General features: G+C 67.8%; 21 protein-coding genes. 11 read left to right on the top strand and 10 right to left on the bottom strand.

The window, feature by feature from the left end:
* The coding region (locus RJ03_RS03695; RefSeq protein WP_051024255.1) for an ATP-binding protein at positions 1 to 1,923 on the bottom strand (1,923 nt) is incomplete at its 3' end.
* 134 nt (positions 1,924 to 2,057) lie between these two features.
* Between RJ03_RS03695 and RJ03_RS03690 the strand changes: the two genes are divergently transcribed.
* The 4 genes from RJ03_RS03690 to RJ03_RS03680 all read left to right on the top strand — a co-directional run bounded on the left by RJ03_RS03690 (position 2,058) and on the right by RJ03_RS03680 (position 4,719).
* The gene (locus RJ03_RS03690; RefSeq protein WP_036498073.1) at positions 2,058 to 2,405 is read left to right on the top strand and encodes a VOC family protein; all 348 of its coding nucleotides are present in this window, start codon (positions 2,058 to 2,060) and stop codon (positions 2,403 to 2,405) included.
* Between the two features lie 26 nt (positions 2,406 to 2,431).
* Entirely contained in the window at positions 2,432 to 2,908 is a 477-nt protein-coding gene (locus tag RJ03_RS03685) for an iron chaperone (protein ID WP_051024253.1), read from the top strand.
* 144 nt (positions 2,909 to 3,052) lie between these two features.
* Positions 3,053 to 3,388, top strand: coding sequence for a hypothetical protein (locus tag RJ03_RS35755; RefSeq protein ID WP_174372253.1), 336 nt, complete (start codon positions 3,053 to 3,055; stop codon positions 3,386 to 3,388).
* 104 nt (positions 3,389 to 3,492) lie between these two features.
* Positions 3,493 to 4,719 carry an FAD-dependent monooxygenase gene (locus tag RJ03_RS03680; RefSeq protein ID WP_036498100.1) on the top strand — a complete coding sequence of 409 codons (1,227 nt, stop codon included), beginning with the start codon at positions 3,493 to 3,495 and terminating at the stop codon, positions 4,717 to 4,719.
* A gap of 1 nt (position 4,720) precedes the next feature.
* Here the strand turns inward: RJ03_RS03680 and RJ03_RS03675 are convergent, their stop codons facing one another.
* Complete coding sequence (locus tag RJ03_RS03675) at positions 4,721 to 5,983, bottom strand: diguanylate cyclase domain-containing protein (protein ID WP_063820331.1); 1,263 nt, start codon at positions 5,981 to 5,983, stop codon at positions 4,721 to 4,723.
* 289 nt (positions 5,984 to 6,272) lie between these two features.
* Between RJ03_RS03675 and RJ03_RS03670 the strand changes: the two genes are divergently transcribed.
* Positions 6,273 to 8,051: an ABC transporter ATP-binding protein gene (locus RJ03_RS03670; RefSeq protein WP_036498070.1), complete on the top strand. Its 1,779-nt coding sequence runs from the start codon at positions 6,273 to 6,275 to the stop codon at positions 8,049 to 8,051.
* Between the two features lie 18 nt (positions 8,052 to 8,069).
* Here the strand turns inward: RJ03_RS03670 and RJ03_RS03665 are convergent, their stop codons facing one another.
* Positions 8,070 to 8,855 (bottom strand): hypothetical protein, encoded by a 786-nt coding sequence (locus RJ03_RS03665; RefSeq protein WP_051024250.1) that lies wholly within the window; start codon positions 8,853 to 8,855, stop codon positions 8,070 to 8,072.
* 111 nt (positions 8,856 to 8,966) lie between these two features.
* Between RJ03_RS03665 and sigJ the strand changes: the two genes are divergently transcribed.
* Positions 8,967 to 9,854, top strand: a complete 888-nt coding sequence (gene sigJ / locus RJ03_RS03660; RefSeq protein WP_036498068.1) for an RNA polymerase sigma factor SigJ — start codon at positions 8,967 to 8,969, stop codon at positions 9,852 to 9,854.
* A gap of 150 nt (positions 9,855 to 10,004) precedes the next feature.
* Positions 10,005 to 11,231 (top strand): cytochrome P450 family protein, encoded by a 1,227-nt coding sequence (locus tag RJ03_RS03655; protein ID WP_036498067.1) that lies wholly within the window; start codon positions 10,005 to 10,007, stop codon positions 11,229 to 11,231.
* Positions 11,232 to 11,249: 18 nt separating this feature from the next.
* On the opposite strand, the gene RJ03_RS03650 is transcribed toward RJ03_RS03655, so the two are convergent.
* The 4 genes from RJ03_RS03650 to RJ03_RS03635 form a co-directional block, all read right to left on the bottom strand.
* Complete coding sequence (locus RJ03_RS03650; protein WP_036498065.1) at positions 11,250 to 12,476, bottom strand: fatty acid desaturase family protein; 1,227 nt, start codon at positions 12,474 to 12,476, stop codon at positions 11,250 to 11,252.
* A gap of 139 nt (positions 12,477 to 12,615) precedes the next feature.
* Positions 12,616 to 13,443: a neutral zinc metallopeptidase gene (locus RJ03_RS03645; protein WP_083870582.1), complete on the bottom strand. Its 828-nt coding sequence runs from the start codon at positions 13,441 to 13,443 to the stop codon at positions 12,616 to 12,618.
* A 155-nt stretch (positions 13,444 to 13,598) separates the two neighbouring features.
* Entirely contained in the window at positions 13,599 to 14,087 is a 489-nt protein-coding gene (locus RJ03_RS03640; RefSeq protein ID WP_086007184.1) for a MarR family winged helix-turn-helix transcriptional regulator, read from the bottom strand.
* 64 nt (positions 14,088 to 14,151) lie between these two features.
* Complete coding sequence (locus tag RJ03_RS03635) at positions 14,152 to 14,595, bottom strand: nitroreductase family deazaflavin-dependent oxidoreductase (RefSeq protein WP_218000918.1); 444 nt, start codon at positions 14,593 to 14,595, stop codon at positions 14,152 to 14,154.
* Positions 14,596 to 14,951: 356 nt separating this feature from the next.
* Between RJ03_RS03635 and RJ03_RS03630 the strand changes: the two genes are divergently transcribed.
* Positions 14,952 to 15,833 (top strand): MHYT domain-containing protein, encoded by an 882-nt coding sequence (locus RJ03_RS03630; RefSeq protein WP_306304663.1) that lies wholly within the window; start codon positions 14,952 to 14,954, stop codon positions 15,831 to 15,833.
* A gap of 33 nt (positions 15,834 to 15,866) precedes the next feature.
* On the opposite strand, the gene RJ03_RS03625 is transcribed toward RJ03_RS03630, so the two are convergent.
* The 3 genes from RJ03_RS03625 to RJ03_RS03615 all read right to left on the bottom strand — a co-directional run bounded on the left by RJ03_RS03625 (position 15,867) and on the right by RJ03_RS03615 (position 18,479).
* Complete coding sequence (locus tag RJ03_RS03625; protein WP_036498064.1) at positions 15,867 to 16,142, bottom strand: hypothetical protein; 276 nt, start codon at positions 16,140 to 16,142, stop codon at positions 15,867 to 15,869.
* A gap of 132 nt (positions 16,143 to 16,274) precedes the next feature.
* Positions 16,275 to 16,853 carry a C40 family peptidase gene (locus RJ03_RS03620; protein WP_051024248.1) on the bottom strand — a complete coding sequence of 193 codons (579 nt, stop codon included), beginning with the start codon at positions 16,851 to 16,853 and terminating at the stop codon, positions 16,275 to 16,277.
* Between the two features lie 189 nt (positions 16,854 to 17,042).
* Positions 17,043 to 18,479, bottom strand: coding sequence for an amino acid permease (locus tag RJ03_RS03615; RefSeq protein WP_036498062.1), 1,437 nt, complete (start codon positions 18,477 to 18,479; stop codon positions 17,043 to 17,045).
* A 149-nt stretch (positions 18,480 to 18,628) separates the two neighbouring features.
* Between RJ03_RS03615 and RJ03_RS03610 the strand changes: the two genes are divergently transcribed.
* The 3 genes from RJ03_RS03610 (at position 18,629) to RJ03_RS03600 (ending at position 22,320) form a co-directional block, all read left to right on the top strand.
* On the top strand, positions 18,629 to 19,846 hold the full coding sequence (locus RJ03_RS03610; RefSeq protein ID WP_036498061.1) for a cytochrome P450: 1,218 nt from the start codon (positions 18,629 to 18,631) through the stop codon (positions 19,844 to 19,846).
* Positions 19,843 to 20,421, top strand: a complete 579-nt coding sequence (locus RJ03_RS03605; RefSeq protein ID WP_036498059.1) for a TetR/AcrR family transcriptional regulator — start codon at positions 19,843 to 19,845, stop codon at positions 20,419 to 20,421. The genes RJ03_RS03610 and RJ03_RS03605 overlap by 4 nt, the downstream gene beginning before the upstream one ends.
* 99 nt (positions 20,422 to 20,520) lie before the next feature.
* Positions 20,521 to 22,320, top strand: a complete 1,800-nt coding sequence (locus RJ03_RS03600; RefSeq protein ID WP_036498057.1) for an acyl-CoA dehydrogenase — start codon at positions 20,521 to 20,523, stop codon at positions 22,318 to 22,320.
* Positions 22,321 to 22,323 lie beyond the last annotated feature (3 nt).

Raw genomic sequence — 22,323 nt, 5'->3', positions numbered from 1 at the left:
CGTCGCCCGCACCACCACTGGGCGGCCGGCCAGCGCGTCCAGGGCCGCGCTGCGAGTCAGCGGATCAGCGGTTCGCCCGGCCAGTCCGACCGCTCGTTCGGCTGTTGCGATCGCCTGCGGACCCTCGGATTCCGCGGCTCGGAGACCACATTCGGCGAGGGCGACGGCCGCCGCGGCAGCCGGATCGTCTCCGGCCAGGCCGCGGGCCGTGGCCAGCAGCTCGACCACCTCGGGCAGCGCGGGCGCCTCGTCGAAAGTATCGGACATCCGGAAGCAGGTGCTCACCGCCGTCGCGAGATCTCTTGCGGCAGCGGCATCGTCACCGGATGTGCGCGCGATCTCCGCCGCCGCCAGGTACAACCGGTACATCTCGGAGCCGTGTAGTCGGCACCCGGCCGTGGTGGCGGCCTCGCGCAGCGCCTCGGCCGCCACGGAGGGATCGGCGGTGAGCGCGGCGGCCTGCTCGTAGCGCCGCTGTGATTCACCGATCAGGTTGCGGGTGAAGGCGATCCGCGCCAGGGTCAGCGCGAGGCCGGACGCCGCCGCCCGCTGCCCCGGCTCGGCTGCCGCCCAGTTCAGCGCCGCGCGCAGGTCGTCGGCCACGCCGTCGAATTCGGTTCGCCAAGAACCGGTTTCGGACCGCTGCGCGAGTGCGGTAGCGGTCGCCAGACTCCACGTAAGATGCCGGGCGAGCATCTCGGGCAGCTCGCCGAGCGAGTCGAGTTGTTCCCGCGCGTACTGGCGGACGGTCGCCAGCATCCGATATCGGATACCGGTGCCGGCCGGAACCGCCGTCAGCAGGCTCTGTTCGGTGAGCCGCGCCAGCCCGTCCGGCACCTCGTCCGGCGTCAGCGGCGGACCACCCGTCACCTCAGCGGCGGCCGCGGCGGTGAACGGCCCGGCGAACACCGCCACCCGCTGCAGCAGCCGGCGATCCGATTCCGTCAGCAGCGCTCGACTCCAGTCGAGCGTGGCCCGCACCGACCGGTGCCGCTCGTCGGCGCGGCGGCCACCCACGAGCAGCCGCAGCGGATCGGACAGACTCGAGGTCAGACCGTCCAGGCCCAGGGTCGGCAGCCGGGCGGCGGCCAGTTCGATGGGCAGCGCCAAACCGTCCAGGCGGGCGCAGATCTCGGCGACCCGATCGGTCTGCTCCGGCGGCACCGACCAGCCCAGTGCCTCCGCCCGGTCCAGGAACAACGCGACCGCGTCGGCGTTCTCCTCCAGGGTCAGCGGCGGCACCGCGTAGACCTGCTCGAACGGCACCATCAGCCGAGACCGGCTGGTGGCCAGTACGGTCACCCCCGGACAGCGCGCCAGCAAGCGTTCCAGGAACGGCGCCACACCGTCCAGCAGATGCTCACAGTTGTCCAACACGAGCAGGAGCCGACGGTCGGCCAGCGCCGCCGTCACCGAATCGTCCAGATCCCGGCCCGGTTGTTCGCCGATACCGAGCGCGTGGGCCACCGCCGCGCCGGTCATCTCCGGATCGGTGACCGGCACGAGATCCACGAACCAGACTCCGCCCGCGAACTCGTCGGCCGATTCCGCGGCGACGGCCAGCGTGAGCCGGGTCTTGCCGACACCGCCGGGACCGAGCGCGGTCACCTGGCGATGCGCGGCGACCAGCGCGCGCAGTTCGGCCTGTTCCCGGGCCCGGCCCACGAACGTGGTCAAGGTCGTGGGCAGCACCGTTACCGGCGCGGCGGCCGGTCGGCGATCACCCAGTGCGGCCGCCCGTTCCGCGAGCACCCGCCGATCGGGCACTCCGGCCTTGCGCAGCAGTGACGACACATGGGTCTCTACCGTGCGCACGGAAATGTACAGCTGGGCCGCGATCTCGGCGTTACTACGATGCTGCCCGACCAGGGCGAGCACCTCGGCCTCCCGAGCCGAGATCTCGGTGGCGATCTGCTTCGACACGCCCCCATTCTGACGCCCGTACCGGTGCCACCACGTACCGGATCCGTGGTGGATTCCGTGGTCACCACGGATGTTGCGCGGCGCCGCGATTCCTACCGTGGAAACCACAAGAACACGACACCACAGGAGATTTCATGACCACCCTGGGCATCAGGACCGTGCTGCACCCGGTCACCGACCTGGCCGCCGCGAAGGCCGTGTACGCCGCGTTGCTGGGCGTGCCGGCGAGTGCCGAGAGCGCCTATTACGTCGGCTTCGAGGTCGGCGACACCCATGTCGGCCTGGTTCCGGGTGGCGGGCCGCAGGGCATGACCGCACCGGTCACCTACTGGGCGGTCCCGGATCTGGAGGCGAAGCTGGCCGAGCTGACCGCCGCCGGAGCCGTGGTCGGAGAACCGATCCGCGACGTCGGCGCGGGCCGCCGGGTCGCCACGGTGATCGACCCCGACGGCAACGTGCTCGGCGTGCTGCAGGACAACTGAGATACCCGACTCGAACGGAGACGACGATGACCACGAAGACGGCTACCACGAAGACCTCTGCCACGAAGACCGCTGCCACGGTGGGCTTCTCGACCGAGGAACGCGCCGCGATGAAAGAGCATGCCCGGGAGCTGAAGACCGCCGCCCGCCGTGGCGGCAAGGCCGCGAAGGCGGACGGCACCGCCGATGTGCTGGCCAAGATCGCCGCGATGCAGCCGGCCGATCGCGCGCTGGCCGAACGGATTCACGCCATCGTGACCGCCGAGGCGCCGGATCTCGCCCCGAAGACCTGGTACGGAATGCCGGCCTACGCCCGCGACGGCAAGGTGGTCTGCTTCTTCCAGAGCGCCGAGAAATTCAAAGCGCGTTACGCGACACTGGGTTTCAACGACACCGCGCGCCTCGACGAGGGCACGATGTGGCCGGTCACCTACGCACTGACCGCGCTGACGGCGGCGGACGAGCAACGGATCGCGGACCTGGTCCGGGCCGCGGCCGCCTGAACGCGTCCGTCGCCGACCCCGGCACATCGGAGCCGGGCCGATTCGGCAGCCCGACATTGTGAAACAGGTTGTCTCGGCAACTTTTGCATTCGCCGAAAACGCGTAGAATTCCAGCAGGTCGGGACAGCTATTTGGAGCCCTATCATGAGCAAGAAAAGGAATTCACACTCGAAATTCGCACGATTGGCGGCCGCCGCCGGAATAGCCGCGGCTGCCGCGGTTCCGGTCGTCGCAGCCGCGACGCAAGCGTCCGCCGCCACACCGAACTCCGCGACCCAATCCGTCGACAGCCCCGGCTGGGGTAACGGCGGCGGCTGGGGCCACGGTGGTGGCTGGGGGAACGGCGGCTGGGGTTGGGGTAACGGCGGTGGCTGGGGCCATGGCGGCTGGGGGAACGGCGGCGGCTGGGGTAACGGGGGCGGCTGGGGCTGGAACCCCGGCTGGTGGAACCCCTTCGGCGGCGGCTGGGGCAGCTTCTAGCGCCGATGACCGAGCCCGGACACGCCCAGCGTGCCGGGCTCGGCCGCATCGACTACCGTTGCTGTGCCACCGAATTCGACCAACCGGGCGGAAACGGTGACCGAATGAGAATCGTGTGTATCGGTGGCGGGCCCGCCGGACTGTACTTCGCCATCTCGATGAAGCGCCGCGACCCGGCCCATGCCATCACGGTGATCGACCGCGATCCTCCCGGCTCCACCTACGGCTGGGGCGTCGTGTACTGGGACGACCTGCTCGACATCCTGTATCGGAATGACCCCGACAGCGCACAGGCGGTGCGCGCCGGATCGGTTCTCTGGCGGGAACAGGCCATTCACGTGGGCGACGACCGGACCGCATACTTCCCGGGTTACGGCTTCAGCATGGGCCGCGCGGCATTGCTCGAGGTACTGTCGCGCCGGGCGAGCGAACTCGGCGTCGACGTCCGATACGGCCGAGAAGTCCACGATCTGTCCGGCTTCGACGACGCCGATCTCGTCGTCGCTTCCGACGGCGCGAACAGCCGGGTGCGGCAGCTGGACGATCATCGGTTCGGAACATCGGTGACACTCGGCACGAATCGCTATATCTGGCTCGGCACCGACAAGGTCTTCCACCGATTCACCTTCGCCTTCGAACACACCCCGGCCGGTTGGATCTGGTTCCACGCCTATCCGTCGATCGCCGGAAAGATCAGCACGTGCATCGTCGAATGCCAACCGCGGACCTGGCAGGGGCTGGGATTCGATTCCCCGGACAACGAGGCGAATACGCGTGACCTGGAAGCTATCTTCGAACGCGTACTCGACGGTCACTCGTTGATCAGTAAGTCGCGAGGCGAAATCGCAAGGTGGAGTTGCTTTCCCGAGGTGACCAACAAATCCTGGTACCACGACAATGTGGTGCTGCTCGGCGACGCGGCGCATACGACGCATTTCACGATCGGTTCGGGCACCCGGCTGGCGATCATCGACGCCATCGTGCTCGCGCAGAGCCTGTACGAACACGGCGAGATCGCCGACGCGCTGGAGGATTACGACACGCAACGGCGCGCCGCGATGCGCCCGATTCAGGCCGCCGCCCGTGCCAGCATGACCTGGTTCGAACGCGCCGACCGGTATCTGGACCGCGATGCCGTGCAGTTCGCCTACGCGATGGCGGTCCGGCACGGGCTGCAGATGCCGTGGCGCTACCAGATGCACCTGCTCATGCAGATACCCGCCGTGCGCACGATGCGGCGTGGCGTCGACTCCGGACAGCGATGGTGGCGGGCCGCGCGGCGAGGGGAACTCGCGATGGGCCGGCACCGACCTGGACAGCCTCCGCCCTGAGCTATTCGGCTGCGCGACCGTTCTCGTCGCGATGCAACACCCAGGTGCCGCGGCCGGCGGCCTTGGCCCGGTACAGGCCCACGTCGGCATCGTTCAGCAGTTTCTCGGCGTTCGCGCCCGCGACCGGGGCGACGACGGCGCCGATACTGGCCGACATCGCCAGCAGATCGGCAGGACCGACGGGCACCGGTTCTCGCAGGGTCGCGAGCATCGTCTCGGCGGCGGCGTGCGCGGTCTCCTCGTCGCAGGGCGGTGCGAGCAGCGCGACGAACTCGTCACCGCCGATGCGGGTGACCGTGACCGACGGTGAGGCCATTTTCGCGTCCAGCCGCCGCCCGACCTCGGCCAGCACGCTGTCGCCCGCGCGGTGGCCGTAGCGGTCGTTGATCAGCTTGAACTCGTCGAGGTCGAGAAAGCACAAACCGATGTGGTCGGCGGGGCCGGCCGTCGCGACGATGGCCTCCAACTGCTCGAGCAGGCAGTGACGGTTGGGCAGACCGGTCAACGGGTCGTGACGGGCCTGCCACCACAGCTTTTGCTCCATCGCCCGGCGCTCGGTGATGTCCTCCCCGACGGCGAGCAGGCGCAGATCACGTCCGCCCGCGCCACGCACCAGCGTCATCGTCCACGCACCCCAGCAGACGGTGCCGTCGGGGCGGCAGAAGCGGCCTTCGAAGTGCACGGTGCCGTGCCGGCGCTGGTACAGATCGACGACCACCTGCTGGAGCTTGTCGCGATCCTCGGGGTGCATCAGATCCAGCCCCGCGACCCCCGGCACGTCCTCCGGTTTCATCCCGACCATCCGTGCGGTGGTCGGGTTGGCTTCCAGCGTGATGCCGTTGCTGTCGTACAGCGCGATCGCCACCGCCGCGTTGTCGAACACCACCCGGAACCGCTGGTCGGCTATCTCCTGGCTGTCCGTGTGGACCTTCAACAACTCGGCGCTGTAACCGCGCCCGAGTTCGCCCAGGAGGGCGCCGAACCGCTGCGTGCGATCCGGCCGCTGCGACCGCTCCAGCAAACAGGCGAGCACCGTCGCGGACGGAGTCATCAGGGCGGGGTCGGTCAGCTTCCACCGCACCATCTCGACCCCGACTCGGTACGCGGGCGACGGATCGAACGATTCGGCCGACATGGCGGCTTCCAGGTCGACGAGCCATTCCGTCAACTGCTGGGCGCGCGGCAGAGCCGTCAGCACGCCACCGCAATCGACCAGGGCCGCCGACCAGTCCCGCGCCATATCGGCAGCCTCGCGCCTGTCCATTCGCGAGGACCTTCCTCCATCGCCGGACCCGCGGGGCCCGGCACCGTCGCCCCTCCCCATCCGCTGACAACGAGCATACGAAAGAACCGCCCCGCCGTGTCGGCGACGGCATGAACCGGCGCACGACCACAGGGAACTGCGGGCCCGCACCGATCGGGCAAACCCGGCAACTTCGCTACGAACCGAGCTCCGACGATCTCCGCACTCTCCCGTCGGCTCGACCCGAGACACGAGTGCGGCTACGTTGAGCCGGCTGAGAGCGGTCGGCTCGAACGCAAACGGGGGAAGTATGTCAGCTGACGACGGTGCGGTTCGCCAGGGCGATTCCTGGCCGCGGCGGGTCGGCGCGCTCCTGAGACTGCTCGTACCCCAACGTCATTCGCTGCTGGCGGCGACGGCGCTGCTTCTCGTCGGCACCGGGTTGTCGCTGGCGCAGCCGCTGCTGGCGGGGCAGGTCGTGCGGGATGCGTCGTCGGGCGCGACGATCGCATGGTCGCTCGCGGCGTTGGTGGGGGCTTATCTTCTGTACGCCGTCGCCGACACCGGCGGCACCTACCTCCTCGAGCGGACCAGCGAATCCGTGCTCCTGTCCGTGCGCCGTCGTCTGGCCGGGCATCTGTTGCGGTTGCGGATCCCCACGTTGGAGTCGCAGCGGGTCGGCGATCTCATTTCCCGGGTCACGCTCGATTCGACCGTGATCCGCAACGCGGTCGGGAGCAGTCTGGTCCAAATAGTCACGGGCGCAATCACACTCGTCGGCACCGTGGCGGTGATGATCTATCTCGACTGGCTGCTGTTCTCGATCGTCTTCGTCACCGTGGGCGTTGCCGCGGGGGCGATGTTGCTGGTCATGACGAGAATCGAGGTGGCGTCGGTTCGATTGCAGGAGAGCGTCGGCGCGCTGTCCGCCGATATCGAGCGCGCCCTGAACGGCGTGCGCACGGTCAAGGTCAACAATGCCGAGGATCGCGAACACGAGCGGTTGACCGAGCTGGCCGGTGCGGCGTTCGCCGCGGGCGTGCGCGCGGCCCGATTGAAGGCGCTGGGAAATCCGGCGATGCACCTGGCGGTGACCGGGTCGTTCGTGGTGTCACTGCTGGTCGGCGGCGTACGAGTGGCGAATCATCAGATGGAGCTGAGCAGTCTGGTCACGATGATGCTGCTCGCGATGAATCTGCTGATTCCGGTCGGCGATCTGTTCAACGGCTCCGTCGGATTGCAGAAGGCCTTGGGCGCGCTCAGCCGGATCGAATCGACACTGAGTCTGCCGGCCGAGGATGTCGACGAGATCCCGCAGGGTGGCGTCGAACCGGCTGGTTCGGTGATCGAGACCTACTCGGAGAACGGACATCCCGCACTCGAATTCCGGGACGTGCATTTCTCCTACGACGAGCGGCCGATCCTGCACGGCGTGAGTTTCTCCGTACCTCCGCGGGGACATGTGGCCCTGGTCGGCCACTCGGGTGCCGGGAAATCCACCGTATTCTCCCTGGTCAGCCGGTTCTACAATCCGGACACCGGCGATATTCTGCTCGGTGGCCGCTCCTACGCCGGCCGGCCACGCCGGATGTGGCGCTCGGAGATCAGCTTGCTGGAGCAGAACGCGCCGCTGCTGTTCGGCAGCCTCCGCGACAATCTGACCTACCGGCAGCCGGGCCTCGGCGATGACGATCTGCGACGCGCGACCGAGCTCGCCGGTCTGGCCGATCTCGTCGCCCGGCTCCCCCGCGGCCTGGACACTCCGGTGGGCGAGCACGGCGTTCTGCTCTCCGGCGGCGAGCGCCAGCGCGTGGCACTGGCCCGGGCGCTGATCCGCCGCCCGGTACTGATGATGCTCGACGAACCCACCGCCATGCTCGACGCCGAAACCGAGAAGGCGCTCAACGTCACCATCCGGAACGTGCGAAAAGAATGCGCCCTCTTGGTGATCGCCCACCGCCTGTCCACCATCCGCGAGGCCGATACCGTCCTGTTCCTGAAGGACGGGCGGATCGCCGACAGCGGTCCGCACGACGAACTGGTCGCCCGCAACGCCGACTATCGACAGTTGGTGGGCGCGAAGGTGTGAATCGGCGGTGGCGTCCGGTCAGCTCGACAGCGTCGCGAATGCGGCCGGGTCGAACAGGTCCCGGATCCGGCTCCACGGGAGTTGAACCGGGTAGTAGTCGCCCCGCGCGTGCGCGACGGAGAAGTAGACGGTGAGTCCCTCCGGGGCGGGCACCCAGTCGGCGAAATCTTCGGCGCCCGGAGCATGAGTGAACAGCGTGGGCCCGTCCGCGGGCACCAGGCTCTGAGCGGTGGTGGCGAGCGCGCCCCAGGCCCGACCAGGATCACGGAGAGCCGTCGGCAGCATGACGGGTTGTGCGGTGCCGGTGTCGATCACCACGGTGCCGATCTGGTTGACCGGATGCGGGCCGCCCTCCCACGTGTGATCCGTGATCAACACGCCCGCGACGACATGCGCGCCGATGCGGGTGACGCGGCTCGTTTCGCGGCAACGGAGCTGTGCGGCGTGCAGCGCACCGTTCGCGGCGCCGCCGCTCAGATCGGCCAGCGATGCGCGCATCGCCGAGTTGAAACGATCGCGAATCGCCTGGTCACCACCCTCGAGTTGTGGCACCACGACGTCGGTCGTCAGGCTCGGGGTCTGCTCTCGCACCGGCACGGTGATGCCGCTGTAAGGCCCTGTCGACGGCGCGGCCGGAAGGGGGCAACCGGCATCCTGATCGGGCGCGGCGGTATCCGGCGCAGCGGTCATCTGCCGAGCCACCGGTTCGGACGACGTGGGCGCCGAAGCGCCGTCCTCCCCGGCGCCGCAGCCCGAAAGCGCGACCGCACCGACCACGATCGCCACCAGAACCGACCTTTTCATTGCGAACTCCCCCACTCTCACGGCGAACGGCAGCATATATCGGCCTCACATTTCGGCGCGCTGTTTCGTCCACAGTGGAAGGGGCCTGTACCGAACGAGGGAGCGAACATCATGACCGATCCGGACCCGAGCGCCGTGGTGAGCGAGCGGCGGGCACTGCTCAACCTCGCCTACCGGCTGCTCGGCTCCCTCGCCGAGGCCGAGGACGTGGTGCAGGAGACCTATGCGCGCTGGTACGCCATGTCCCCGGAACAGCAGCGGGCCGTCGCCGCGCCGGGGGGCTGGTTGCGCACCGTGGCCAGCCGCATCTGCCTGGATCTGCTCGGTTCGGCGCGGGCCCGGCGCGAGCGCTACGTCGGGGAATGGATTCCGGAGCCGGTGCCCGACCGCAGTGAATGGGGCGCACCCGCACCGGCCGATCCCGCCGACCGGGTGACGCTCGACGAATCGATCAGTATGGCGTTCCTCGTCGTGCTCGATTCCATGACGCCCGCCGAGCGGGTGGCCTTCGTCCTGCACGATGTCTTCCGCTACTCCTTCGCGGAGATCGCCGATATCGTCGGCCGCACGCCCGCGGCCTGCCGCCAGCTCGCCTCCTCCGCGCGCCGTCGCGTCCAGACCTCGGCGAGTCCGTCTCGGGACGAGCGCACCGAGGTCGTCAGGGACTTCAAACGGGCCTGGGAAACGAAGGATATCGAGGCATTGATCGAGATTCTGGATCCGCGGGCCGTCGCGACGGCCGACAGCGGTGGCCGGGTACTGGCGTTCCGCGACCCGATCAACGGCGGCGAGCAGATCGCGCGGGCCTGGATCCACATCGCCTCCCGCGCAGGGGAAGTCACGCTGCTCGAGCGGACCGTCAACGGCCAGCCGGGCCTGGTGGCACAGATCGACGGGACCATCGCGACCGTCTACGCCTTCGATATCGCCGACGGCCGGATCACCCGCATCTGGGCGATCCGCAATCCGGAGAAGTTGCGGCAGTGGACGGACGCATGACCGACGAAAGTGGTTCGCGCGGAACGGATTTCTACGCGAATCGGGCATCCGCGTCCCGGCGCGATTTTCGGTACTTTGGATACGGTCACCGTTACGACTGGGCTGACACCGTGGGGAGCGTCGAGCGGCGCCGGTAGCAGGGAGCACAGTATGGCCGAGGCCGAGGTATCCGAGCAGATCGAACTGGTGGAAGAGGACTTCCACGACGATCCGCACAAGTACTACGAGCGCTGGCGGGCCCGGGGGCCGGTGCATCACGTGCGGTTCACGCACGAGCGCGGGATTCCGTGCTGGGTCGTGGTGGGCCATGCGGAAGCGCGGGCAGCGCTCGCCGATCCCCGACTGCACAAGAACTCGGCCGGCACCATCGAGCTGTTCCGGCGCAAAGGCTCTGCGGTGCTGTCGAATTCGGATGCGCAGGCCTTGAGCACCCATATGCTCAATACCGATCCGCCCGAACACACGCGGCTGCGGAAGCTGGTGAACAAGGCTTTCACGCCGCGGCGGGTGGCGGCATTGCGTCCCCGCATCGAGGAGATCACCGCCGGACTGCTCGACGAGGTGGCGGCGCACGACGAGGTCGACCTGCTGCACGCGTTCGCGACCCCGCTACCCGTCACCGTGATCTGCGAATTGCTCGGGGTTCCCTTCACCGATCGCGACGATTTCCAGCTGTGGACGAAGATCCTGGTGGGCGCCGCCGGAGACCTGGCGGACCGCGACCGCGCATCCGCCGACATGGGCGGATATCTGACGGGGCTGCTGGCGGACAAGCGCGCGCGGCCCGGCGACGACCTGCTGTCGGGGCTGGCCACCGAATCCGACGACGGTGATCGTCTCACCGATCAGGAATTGGTGGCGATGGCTTTCCTCCTGTTGGTGGCCGGCCACGAGACGACGGTGAATCTCATCGGCAACGGCACCTTCGCGCTGCTGCGCGACCGGCCCCAATTCGATGCGCTGCGCGCGGATCCGGCGGGCATCCCCGCCGCCGTGGAAGAATTTCTGCGGCTCGACGGCCCGGTCGGCTGGGCTACGGTCCGGTACACCGAGGAACCCGTCGACATCGGCGGAACCGTCATTCCCGCAGGCGAATTGGTCTACGTCGCCCTGTCGGCGGCCGATCGCGACCCCGATCGATACCATTCGCCGGACGCACTCGACATCGGCCGAAAACCGTCCGGGCATGTGGCTTTCGGCCACGGAATCCACTTCTGTGTCGGCGCTCCCCTGGCCCGGATGGAGGCGGCCGTCGCCTTCACCGCCCTGCTGGATCGCTTTCCGCATCTCGCCCTGGCGCCCTCGTTCACTCCGCGATGGCAGCCGAGTCTGCTCATGCGGGGACTCACGGAACTGCCGGTGCGCCCGCACGGTTAGGCCGAAGCGACCGGGTCATCAGGCCGGCAGCGCGGTCTTCGCCGCCACCGCACGCAGCGCGGTGCGCAGCCCTCGACGCGAACGAGAGGGCGCGCCGTCCGCTGCGGCGAAGGTGCGGTATCCGAGAAACTTTCGCTCCGAGGCGGTTTCGGGCGCATCGTCGGAGGTCGCGGTGAGAAAGCGGTCCGGCAGCGCCAATTTGTGGATCGTGCGGAGGGTGAGCGCGTATTGCCGCAGCAGTGGACCCGTGGTGTACGGCAGATCGAATTCTTCACACAGGGCTCGCACGCGGGTGGCGATTTCCCGGTACCGGTTGCTGGGCAGATCCGGGAACAGGTGGTGTTCGATCTGGTAGCACAGATTGCCGCTCATGAAGGCTTGCACCCGCCCGGCATCGAAGTTCGCGGTGCCCAGCATCTGGCGCAGATACCATTCCGCCTTGGTTTCCGATTCCAGCACCGACGGCGTGAATTTCTCAGCACCGTCGGGGAAATGTCCGCAGAAGATCACCAGGTACGCCCACAGGTTGCGCAGCACATTGGCGCCGAGATTGGCGAAAAGCGTGCGCCGCCAGCGTTTTCCGCTCAATGCCGGGAACAGTACGTAATCCTTGCCGGCCTGCCGGATCAGTTTTCCGAGCAGCGCGCGGGTCTGGCCGGCCTTTTCGGCGGGATCGGTCGCCCGGTCGTGTTCGGAGTCCAGATCGTGCCAGGCGATACCCCATTCGAACGTCGCCGCCAGCAGCACGTTCTGCAACGGTTGCAGCAGCAGGCGCGGATGCCAGCGCTGATCTCTGGTCACCCGCATCACGCCGAAGCCGATATCGTCGTCCATGCCCAGCACGTTGGTGTAGAGGTGATGACGGACGTTGTGTGCGTAACGCCACTGCGCGGACAGCCCGGCCATATCCCACTCCCAGGTGGTGGAGTGGATTTCCGGGTCGTTCATCCAATCCCACTGACCGTGGGAGACGTTGTGCCCGATCTCCATGTTCTCGACGCTCTTGGCCGTCGCCAGGCCCGCCGTACCGAGCACCCAGGCCAGGCGGCCGCGACCGCCGAGGATGATCAGTCGCGCGACGGCGTCGAGAGTGCGCTGAAAGACGATCGTCCGGCGAATGTAGTTCGCGTCGCGCGCCCCCAGATCGGCCTCGACATCGGCGCGGATACGGTCGAGCTCACGCCCCAGCGCCTCGATATCGGCGGGCCCGAGATGTGCGTACGCGCCGATCTCGGTGATTGCCATGGTCTACATCCTCGAATTGGTGTGTGGTGGCGCGAACGCCCACCGACGAGGACATATGCGGAGACCCGCCGATGCCCCGAGCCTACCCGCACCCGATGAACAGCCCACGACACGACCGCGGTGTCACGCGACCGCGTGTTCATTCGAGCCACGCGTCGCTGCGCGCCGCCCACGGATTGCATTCGTACAGCGACGGTTCAGCGGCGGAGGCGGGATCGCTGCTCGGATGCATGCCCCACCCGAACCAGTTGGCGACGTTCTGGTTGGTCCCGTGCCAGCGTCGTTCGCCCGGCCGATCGCCGGCACCGGCATTGTTGGTGTAGGCCCGGTCGGCCAGGCTCCGGGTGATCGAACCGCGTCCGGTATTGACGCCGTAGAACATCCCGGAGAAACACCAGGCCTGCAGCTCCAGCCGACGGTTGAGCAGGTCGACCTCCGGTCCACTCCAATTCAGTGCCGAGGCTCGGGCCTGAAAGGCGGCCATGATCCCGGTGAGTTGTTGCACATGGTGCTCGTATTCGTGCGAGAGCACCGCGAGCACATTGCCGACTCCGTAGCCGATGACCGGGGTCATGGCGTCGAACGGCATCACGATCGTCCGGTCGGCCGCACAGTAGAACGCTTCCCGATTGCTGCCGGTGGAACTGCACGCGCCGTCGTAGTCACCGATTCGGGCGCCGGCCCACAGAGCGGGCGAGGACATGGCGATCCGGAAGTGAGCCAGGGTCGGCGCCCAAGCGGCGTCGTGGCAGCCGATCGCGGCCCGGTAGTACGCCTCCGCACCGTCCGGAGTGTTCCGCCAGCCGGGCAGCCGGCAGTCGACACTCGACAGGCCCACACCCTGTTCGCTGAGCACCGGATTGCCACCGAGCTCCGGATCGGATTTCACCGGGCCGGTGCCGGTATGCGGACGATTTCCGGCGACCGCCGTCGGGCCGGGTGTGGACCGCGCCGTAGCCTGCGGCATCACCGGCGAGTCCACGGGTTTCGGCGAATGGGCTGTTGCGCAACCACAGAGAAGCAGAGCGGCGACAACTGAAAAGATCCCCCCACGAAGCAATTTCACGCCCTACTTGTACCAGAGCTCCCCCGCGCCCGGTCGGTGCCGGCGGGTGCCGCCGATCAGCTTCCGAGTTCGGACGCGGAGTCCGACCCCGCGGTTCCGGTCTGCCGGAGGAAGTCCGCGATCACCTCCAGTTCCGTTTCCGAATACCGCTCGAGCAGTTCGTCCATGCGCCGGTTCATACCCGAGAAGACCTGGAACAGTTCGGAATTGCGTTCGCGGACGGCGCGCAGGGTGACTGCGCGCCGGTCGCTCGCCTCGGGGTCGCGTTCCCGGACGATCCAGCCGCCCTTCTGCAACCGGTCCAGGACGCCGGTGAGGGTGGCCGGGTGCAGGCCGGTGCGCCGGGCGAGGGCGGTCGGCGAAATCGGGCCCTGCCGGTTGATCAGGTCGAGACAGGTCCAGTCCACGTCGCGGAGCTCGACCCGGCCGCCGAATCGGCGATTCAGCAGGGCGAGCTGAATGTTCAAGTCGCGCAACGCATCCTTGACGTCGACGGTCAGCCGGCGCCGTTGCTGCGCGGCCACGCGATCCGCCTCCGAGCTCATCGGCACCCTCCGGTCGATTCATACGGTTTTCATATGATATCCCCGGCCGAACAGCTCCGGCAGGTCAGTGCCGTTCGACCCGGAACACCGCGATGCGCTCGGCCGCCGCCGCCACCCCGTCCGGCGTCGCCGAGTCGGCCAAACCGGTTGTGACGAAACGATTCCCGACACTGGCGGGCCCGGATCCGACCAATTCCCGCAGCAGATCCCCACGCTGCCCGACCGGAACCTCGACCAGTCGCGCGGTCGAGGAGGTGCGCCCGCGCGTCAGCGTGACCGAATCGGCCGCCCGCACGTTGGCCACCCACGCCGCCCGGGGATAGGCCTGCACGATGTAGTGCCCCCCGTTCAGCTCGTTGACCGCGATCGGGAAGGTGCGCGGTTGCCCACTGCGCCGGCCGGCGACGGTGAGCAGTTGCATCGGCCCGAAACCGATTCCCAGCCGTTGCAGGCCGACGACGAGCGGATTGAGTCGATTGACCATCCGCCGATACCGCTGCGCATCCATATTCCGGAACCTCCGCTACTTTCGAAACCATATCCTATGGTTTCCATACTATATCCATACAATATCACTTCCGATAGTCCTGAACGTCGGGATTCGTCCGGTAAACCCGTCAAGGGCCATTGGCCCGAGAGGTGGCGCAAGTGCGCCAGAACACACCTCCGGTTCGGTGTCTTCCAGGCGACAGGCCGGCAAACACCGTGCACACGCCCCATGAACCTGTGTCACCTGCACATTTGCCGGGCGAAAGGCAAGACCGCCCGCGCCCGGATACGAACGAGCGCGGGTAACGATCCTGAGCAATGTGAACTATCGTCCGGTCACGAATCGATAACCCCTCTTTCGCTTCGGGAGACCTTGTGCTCGAGCTCGACCATTTCAGCCACGGCTGGGTAACCCCGGTCCTGGCTTATCTCATGTCCTTCATCGGATCCGTTCTGGCACTGCGCTGCGCCACACACGCCCGGGCCTCACGCTGGCCGGGCGGCTGGCTGATCGCCGCGGCCGTCTCCCTCGGCGGCGCCGGTATCTGGGTCATGCACTTCACCGCCATGCTCGGTTTCTCGATCCACGGCGCGAACATCCGCTACGACGTGCCGATGACGCTGCTCAGCGCGGGTATCGCGATCGTCGTGGTCTGGGCCGGGTTGTCGATCGTGGTGCGCGGGCACCGGGAAGCGATCGCACTGCCTCTGGGCGGGATGATCACCGGCTTCGGCGTCGCGGCCATGCACTACCTCGGCATGCATGCCATGCACGCCGGCGCGCACATCGAATACAGCACCGGACTGGTGGCCCTGTCGCTGCTGATCGCCGTGGTGGCGGCGACCGCGGCGCTGTGGTTCGTCCTGCACGTGCGCGGGTTCTCCGCCACCGTCGGCGCGGCGCTCATCATGGGCCTGGCGGTATGCGGAATGCATTACACCGGAATGGCATCCATGACCGCGCACCGCATGGACAACATGTCCGAACCGTCCGGCGGGGTCGACTCGGTGCAGTTGCTCACGCCGCTGATCATGGTGGTCACACTCGTCACCATCATGCTCGTGGTACTCGTCGGACTCGCGGAGGTCGACGGGCCCTCGCGTCGCGAGAACGTCGACACCACAGGCGATCTCGATCTCGCCGACAGCGGCCGCGCGTGGCCGCGCGCCTACACCGAGGAGTCACCCGCTCCCGATCAGCCGGCATCGGCAGTCAGTCTGCAGGCGATGTCGAAGCGGCAGTCGCACCGGCGATAGCCGGGCGATCCGGACGATCGGCCGAGCGACAGCTCAGCCGATCGTCCTCCGGATCCATTCTTCCGCAGCGGCTTTCGCCTCCGCGACCGATCGCGCGCTGACCTCGCGCAACATCCGGCCGTCGGCGGCTTCGACACGCCACGCACAGGTGGTCCGCGTGGTGGGCTTCACCAGGCCGCGGGCTTCGCCGAACGCCTTGACCAGCCACCAGCGGGTGCCGTCGCCGGCCAACTCCCAGCCGTCGACCGCATCCGAGGGGCGCACCGGCCCGAACGGCTCGTCGTCGGCATTCGCCCGGGTCTCGGCCACCGGCCCCCTCCTCCGCGATTCACGTTGCAGTCCAATGCTGGTCGAGCTCGATGCACATTGTCGCGCAACATATCCTCGCGGCGGATTCGAACCCCCGGATCGGCGAGCCGCGTGGCGTGCCCGCCGCCGGCCTCAGAAGCGGCGAGCGCCGGTGACCGGCATCTGCCCGATCGCCGATCGGATGACACCCTCACCGCTCGTCGCGGCGTGCACGACCGTGCCGTCACCCGCGTAGAGGGCGGAGTGACCGCCGCCGTAGAACGACACCAGATCGCCGGGTTGCAGCGTATCGAGGTCGACCGGCGTACCGGCGGACAGCTGGTCGTAGCTGGTGCGCGGCAGGTCTACCCCGACCTGCCGATACGCCCACTGGACCAGGCCCGAGCAGTCGAAGGCGTCGGGTCCGGCAGCACCCGAGATGTAGGCCGAGCCGATCTTGGACTCGGCGGCCTCGAGCGCCCGCTCACCGATCGATTTCAAGGTCTGCGGCGGGGCCGGATGGATTTCCGGGAAGAGCCCGGGAATTGTGAACTGCGGTGGAAGTGAAATTCCCGGTACGACCGGGGCGGGGAATGGCGAGTCGGCGTGTGCCGGGCCGGCGGTCGCCACCATCGTGCCCGCCGCGCCGAGCAGAACGGCCAGCGATGCAGCGGTCGACCAGGCCTTACGACGCAAACGGCGGGTACATCGACCCGCCTCGGTTCCTGCCATGATGCGTTCCTCCGAGTCTCGTAGCGAGAGCAGATTTCCGAAACACCACGGTGATCAGTCGATCGTTGGATCCGGGGAGCCATGATTCGCCACGGTCGGAGCGAAAACAAATACGAACACACCAATTCGAATAACGAAACGATAAATTTGCGAAATATCTCAGATATCGCTGGTATTTCGATACAATCCCTACGGTCGTCCGGCGGGCGTTTCGGACGCATCCGGGCCGGTCGCGAGCAGGGAATGGCGACGGCTGTAGCTCAGGTAGACGATCGCGCCGACGGCGAACCAGACGGCGAAGCGCAACCACGTCACCGGCTGCAGGTAGGTGATCAGCCAGATCGAGAAGCCGATCCCGAGCAGGGGCACCACCGGCATCAACGGCGTGCGGAAACTCCGCGGCAGGTCCGGACGGCGATAGCGCAGCACGATCACCGCCGCACAGACCACGATGAACGCCAGCAGGATGCCGATATTGGTCAGCTCGGCGGCCTGTCCGATCGGCAGCAACCCCGCGATCACCGCCGACGCGATACCGACGATCCAGGTGATCCGGGTGGGCACCTGGCGCACCGGGTGGGTTTTGGCGAACCACCGGGGCAGCAGGCCGTCCCGGCTCATCGAGTACCAGACACGGGTGACGCCGAGCATGAAGGTGAACAGCACCGTCATGATGCCGACGATGGCGCCCGCCGCGATCAGACTGCCCAGACCGGGCAGGCCGACCGATTCGAACGCGGTGGACAGCCCGCTCTCCGGATCGATATCGGTGTAGTGCTGCATGCCGGTGAGGACCAGGCAGACCAGCACATAGAGCACCATCGACACCGCCAGCGACAGCAGGATCGCCTTGGGCAGATGACGTTTCGCGTCCACCGACTCCTCCGCCGCCGTCGACATCGCGTCGTAGCCGAAGACCGCGAAGAAGACGGTCGCCGCTCCGGTGACCGCGCCGGACATACCGAACGGGAAGTACGGGTGGTAATTGGCGGAGTCGATGTGGAAGAACCCGACCGCGATCACCACCAGAACAACCACGATCTTCAGGCCCACCACGAAGGTTTCGAATCGCGCGGCGGCCCGGATACCCAGGTTCAGCAGGGCCGCGATGAGCAGGCACAGCAGCGCGGCGAACAGATCCACCACATGGCCGTGGCCGGTTCCCGGCGCACCCAGCATCCATTCGGGGAGTCCGATATTCAACTGCCCCAGCAGAAATTGGATGTAGCCGGAGATGCCGATCGCCACCACCGACACGATCGCGGTGTATTCCAGCAGCAGATCCCAGCCGATGAACCAGCCCACCGGCTCGCCGAGGACCGCGTAGCCGTAGGTGTAGGCCGAACCCGCGCGCGGGATGAGCCCGGCGAATTCGGCGTAGGAGAGCGCGGCGGCGGCGCTGGCGATCCCGGCGATCAGGAAGGAGACCAGCACGGCCGGGCCGGCGGTCTGATTCGCGACCGCACCGGCCAGGGTGAAGATGCCGGCGCCGATGATCCCGCCCACCCCGATGGCGGTGAGCTGCCACAGGCCCAGCGTGCGATGCAGGGTGGTGGCGGATTCGTCCTGGATCTGGTCGATCGGCTTGCGCCGGAAGAACTCTCGCAGAGCGGGACCGGTTCGCATGGGCGCTCCTTGTCCGAGGGCGGCGCTGGTGAGCCCACAGTACCGATCTCACCGGCCGGTCGCCCGGTCTCGGCCGCGGCGACCCGGCAGCCGGCGATTCCATGGAACACGTTCTAGACATGATGGCAGATTTGTCTTACCGTCGATACATGAGCAAGACGATGTCTCACGAGGCACGCTTCACCCTGCGGTCCGGCGAATCCTGGCGCGACCCCTGGCCGATGTACGCCGCGCTGCGCGAATCCGACCCGGTACACCATGTCGTCCCCGAGAGCCGCCCGCACGAGGACTACTACGTCCTGTCGCGCTACGCCGACATCTACGCGGCCGTGCGCGATCCCGAGACGTTCTCCTCCGCCCAGGGCCTGACCGTCGACTACAACAACCTCAGCGAGATCGGGCTCGGCGAGAACCGGCCGTTCGTCTTCACCGATCCGCCCGACCACACCGTTTTCCGGCGCCGCGTGGCCAAGGGCTTCACGCCGCGGCAGGTCCAGGAGATCCGGCCCGCGGTCGAGGCGTTCGTGGTCGAGCGGCTCGAGAAGCTGCGCGTGGCCGGTGGTGGTGACATCTCGGTGGAGTTGTTCAAACCGCTGCCGACCATGGTGGTGGCGCATTATCTCGGTGTGCCGGAAGAGGATCGGGCACAGTTCGACCGATGGAGCGAGGCGATCGTGGCGGCCTCGGCGACCGGCGGCATCGAGCATGCGCAGGAAGCGGTCGGTGAGCTGACGCAATACTTCATCGCGATGATCGAGAAGCGCAAACGCGAACCGGCGGACGACACCGTCTCGCATCTGGTCGCCTCCGGGCTGGGCGCCGACGGCGACTTCGGCGAAATCCTGCAGATCATCGGCTTCGCGTTCACGATGATCACCGGCGGCAACGACACCACCACCGGAAATCTGGGCGGCGCGGTGCAATTGCTGACCAGCCACCCCGAGCAGCGGCAGCGCCTGCTCGACGATCCCAGCCTGATCCCGGGGGCGGTCGACGAATTCCTGCGGATGACCTCGCCCGTGCAGGGCCTGGCCCGCACCACCACCCGCGATGTCGAGATCGAGGGCGTCACCATTCCCGCCGGCCGCCGGGTGCTGATGCTGTACGCCTCGGCCAATCGCGATGAACACGAATATGGTTCGGACGCAAGCGAACTCGATGTGACGCGCAATCCGAAGAATATTCTCACCTTCGGCAACGGCAACCACCACTGTCTCGGCGCGGCCGCGGCCCGCATGCAGGCCACCATCGCGCTGCGGGAACTGCTGGCCCGCTGCCCGGACTTCAGCGTCGATCTGGACGGCGTCCGATACACCGAGGGCAGTTATGTGCGCTGGCCGGTCAACGTCCCCTTCGTCCCGGCATGAGCGACTGGCTGGCGCATCCGCGTTCCCTGCAGGCGGCCGAGCGGATCCTGGACGCCGCCGCGAGCCTGTTCTCCGAACGCGGCGTGAACGCTACCCAGATGGGCGATATCGCCAAGGCCGCCGGCTGCTCGCGGGCGACGCTGTACCGCTACTTCGACAACCGGCAGGCGGTGCAGCTGGCGTATGTGCATCGCGAGGCGCGGCGGGTGGGCGCCCGGGTGACCGCCGAGATCGGCGGCATCGCAGACCCGGGTGCACGCGCCGTCGCCGGAGTGCTCGCCAGCCTGCGCGCAGTGCGTTCGGATCCCCTGCTGATCGCGTGGTTCCGGCCCGACGACGCCGGGGCCACGCTGCAGATCGCCCAGACCTCCGAGGTGATCGAGGCCATCGCCCGCTCGCTGTTCGCCGCCGAAACGACCTCGGCACCCGATGAGGCACACGAGGATTGGGCCCGGCTGGCCCGCTGGCTGACCCGCATCATCGTCTCCCTGCTCACGGTGCCCGGCCGGGACGAGGCCGAGGAGCGCGACATGCTGGAGCGCTTCATCGCTCCCCTCGTCGCCCCGGCGGGCTGAGCACACCCGCCCGGCCCGACGGCACCGGATGAGCCGACCCGGCGACGGCAACGCCCGCGCACCCTTGCGCGCACGGGCGTTGCCCAGGAGGCTTGGGATATGGATTCGCTCATCATGTCCGCCCGCGACCTCGATTTCCTGCTCTACGAGTGGCTCGACGTCACCGGGCTGACCGAGCGCGAGCGCTATCGGGAGCACAGCCGCGAAACCTTCGATCAGGTGCTCGCGCTGAGCCGGGAACTGGCCGAGAAGTATTTCGCCCCGCACAACCGCCAGGGCGATCTGCACGAGCCGACCTTCGACGGCGACAAGGTGCACATCATTCCGGAGGTGGCGACCGCGCTGTCGGCCTTCGCCGAGGCCGGATTCGTCGGGGCCGCGATGGACGAGCGAGTGGGCGGTATGCAGTTGCCGCACACCGTCTTCACCGCGTGCATGGCGTGGTTCTACGCCGCCAACGTGGCGACCGCGAGCTATGCGCTGCTGACCATCGGCAATGCCAATCTCCTGGCCGCACATGCCGATTCGGATCAGCTCGACCGGTTCGTGCGGCCGATGCTGACCGGCCGCTACTTCGGCACGATGGCGCTGTCGGAACCGCAGGCCGGTTCCTCGCTGGCCGACATCACCACCAAGGCCGTGCCGCAGGACGACGGCACGTACCGGCTGTTCGGCCGCAAGATGTGGATCTCCGGCGGAGACCACGACCTGTCGGAGAACATCGTGCATCTGGTCCTGGCGCGCATTCCCGGATCGGATGCCGGAACGCGCGGTATCTCGCTGTTCATCGTGCCGAAATACCTTCCCGCCGAGGACGGTTCGCTCGGCGAGCGCAACGATGTGGTGCTGGCCGGGATCAACCACAAGATGGGCTGGCGCGGCACGGTGAACACGGCGCCGGTCTTCGGCGACGGCGCGTTCACCCCCGGCGGCGCGCCGGGCGCGGTCGGTTACCTGGTGGGTGAGCCGAATCGCGGACTGACCTACATGTTCCACATGATGAACGAGGCGCGCCTCGGCGTGGGCCTCGCCGCCACCGCGCTGGGATACACCGGTTTCCTCAAGGCGCTCGACTATGCCCGCAATCGGCCGCAGGGCCGCCCGGTGACCGCGAAGGGCGGTGCGAGCGCGCAGGTCCCGATTGCACAACATCCGGATGTGCGCCGAATGCTGCTGGCGCAGAAGGCGTATGCCGAAGGCGCGCTCGGCCTGCAGTTGTACTGCGCCACGCTGATCGATCGTCAGCGCAGCGCCGTGGACGCCGCGGAAGCGCAGCGCGTCGCCCTCCTGCTGCGGGTGCTGACCCCGATCGCCAAGAGCTGGCCGAGCCAGTGGTGTCTGGCCGCCAACGACCTCGCCATCCAGGTGCACGGCGGCGCCGGCTACACCCGCGACTACGACGTCGAACAGCATTACCGCGACAACCGCCTGAATCCGATTCACGAAGGCACACACGGCATTCAAAGTCTGGACCTGCTCGGCCGGGCGGTGGTCGCGGACGGCGGGGCGGCGCTGACACTGCTGCTCGACACCATGGGGGAAACGGTCGACCGCGCTCGCGCGACGGGCGACGGCGAACTCGGCGATTTCGCCGATGCGCTGGCCGCGGCCGCGGGACGCATCGCGACCACCACCGCGACGGTGTGGCGCGACGCCGATCCGGAAGCGGCACTGGCGAATTCGTCGGCCTACCTGGAGGCGTTCGGACATGTGGTGCTGGCCTGGATCTGGCTGGAACAGGCGGTGGCCGCCGCCGGCGGATCCGAGGACTTCCACCGCGGTAAGCGGGCCGCCGCACGGTATTTCTTCCACTGGGAATTGCCCCGCACCGCACCGCTTTTCGATCTGCTCGACGCGATGGATCGCACCACGACCGACCTCGACGACGCCTGGCTCTAGCAC

Origin of the sequence: Nocardia aobensis NBRC 100429 (assembly GCF_000308375.1) — a bacterium.
GTDB classification, from domain to species: Bacteria; Actinomycetota; Actinomycetes; order Mycobacteriales; family Mycobacteriaceae; genus Nocardia; species Nocardia aobensis.
The sequence above is the reverse complement of the archived record's forward strand: the minus strand, read 5'-3'. Positions and strand labels throughout refer to the sequence as shown.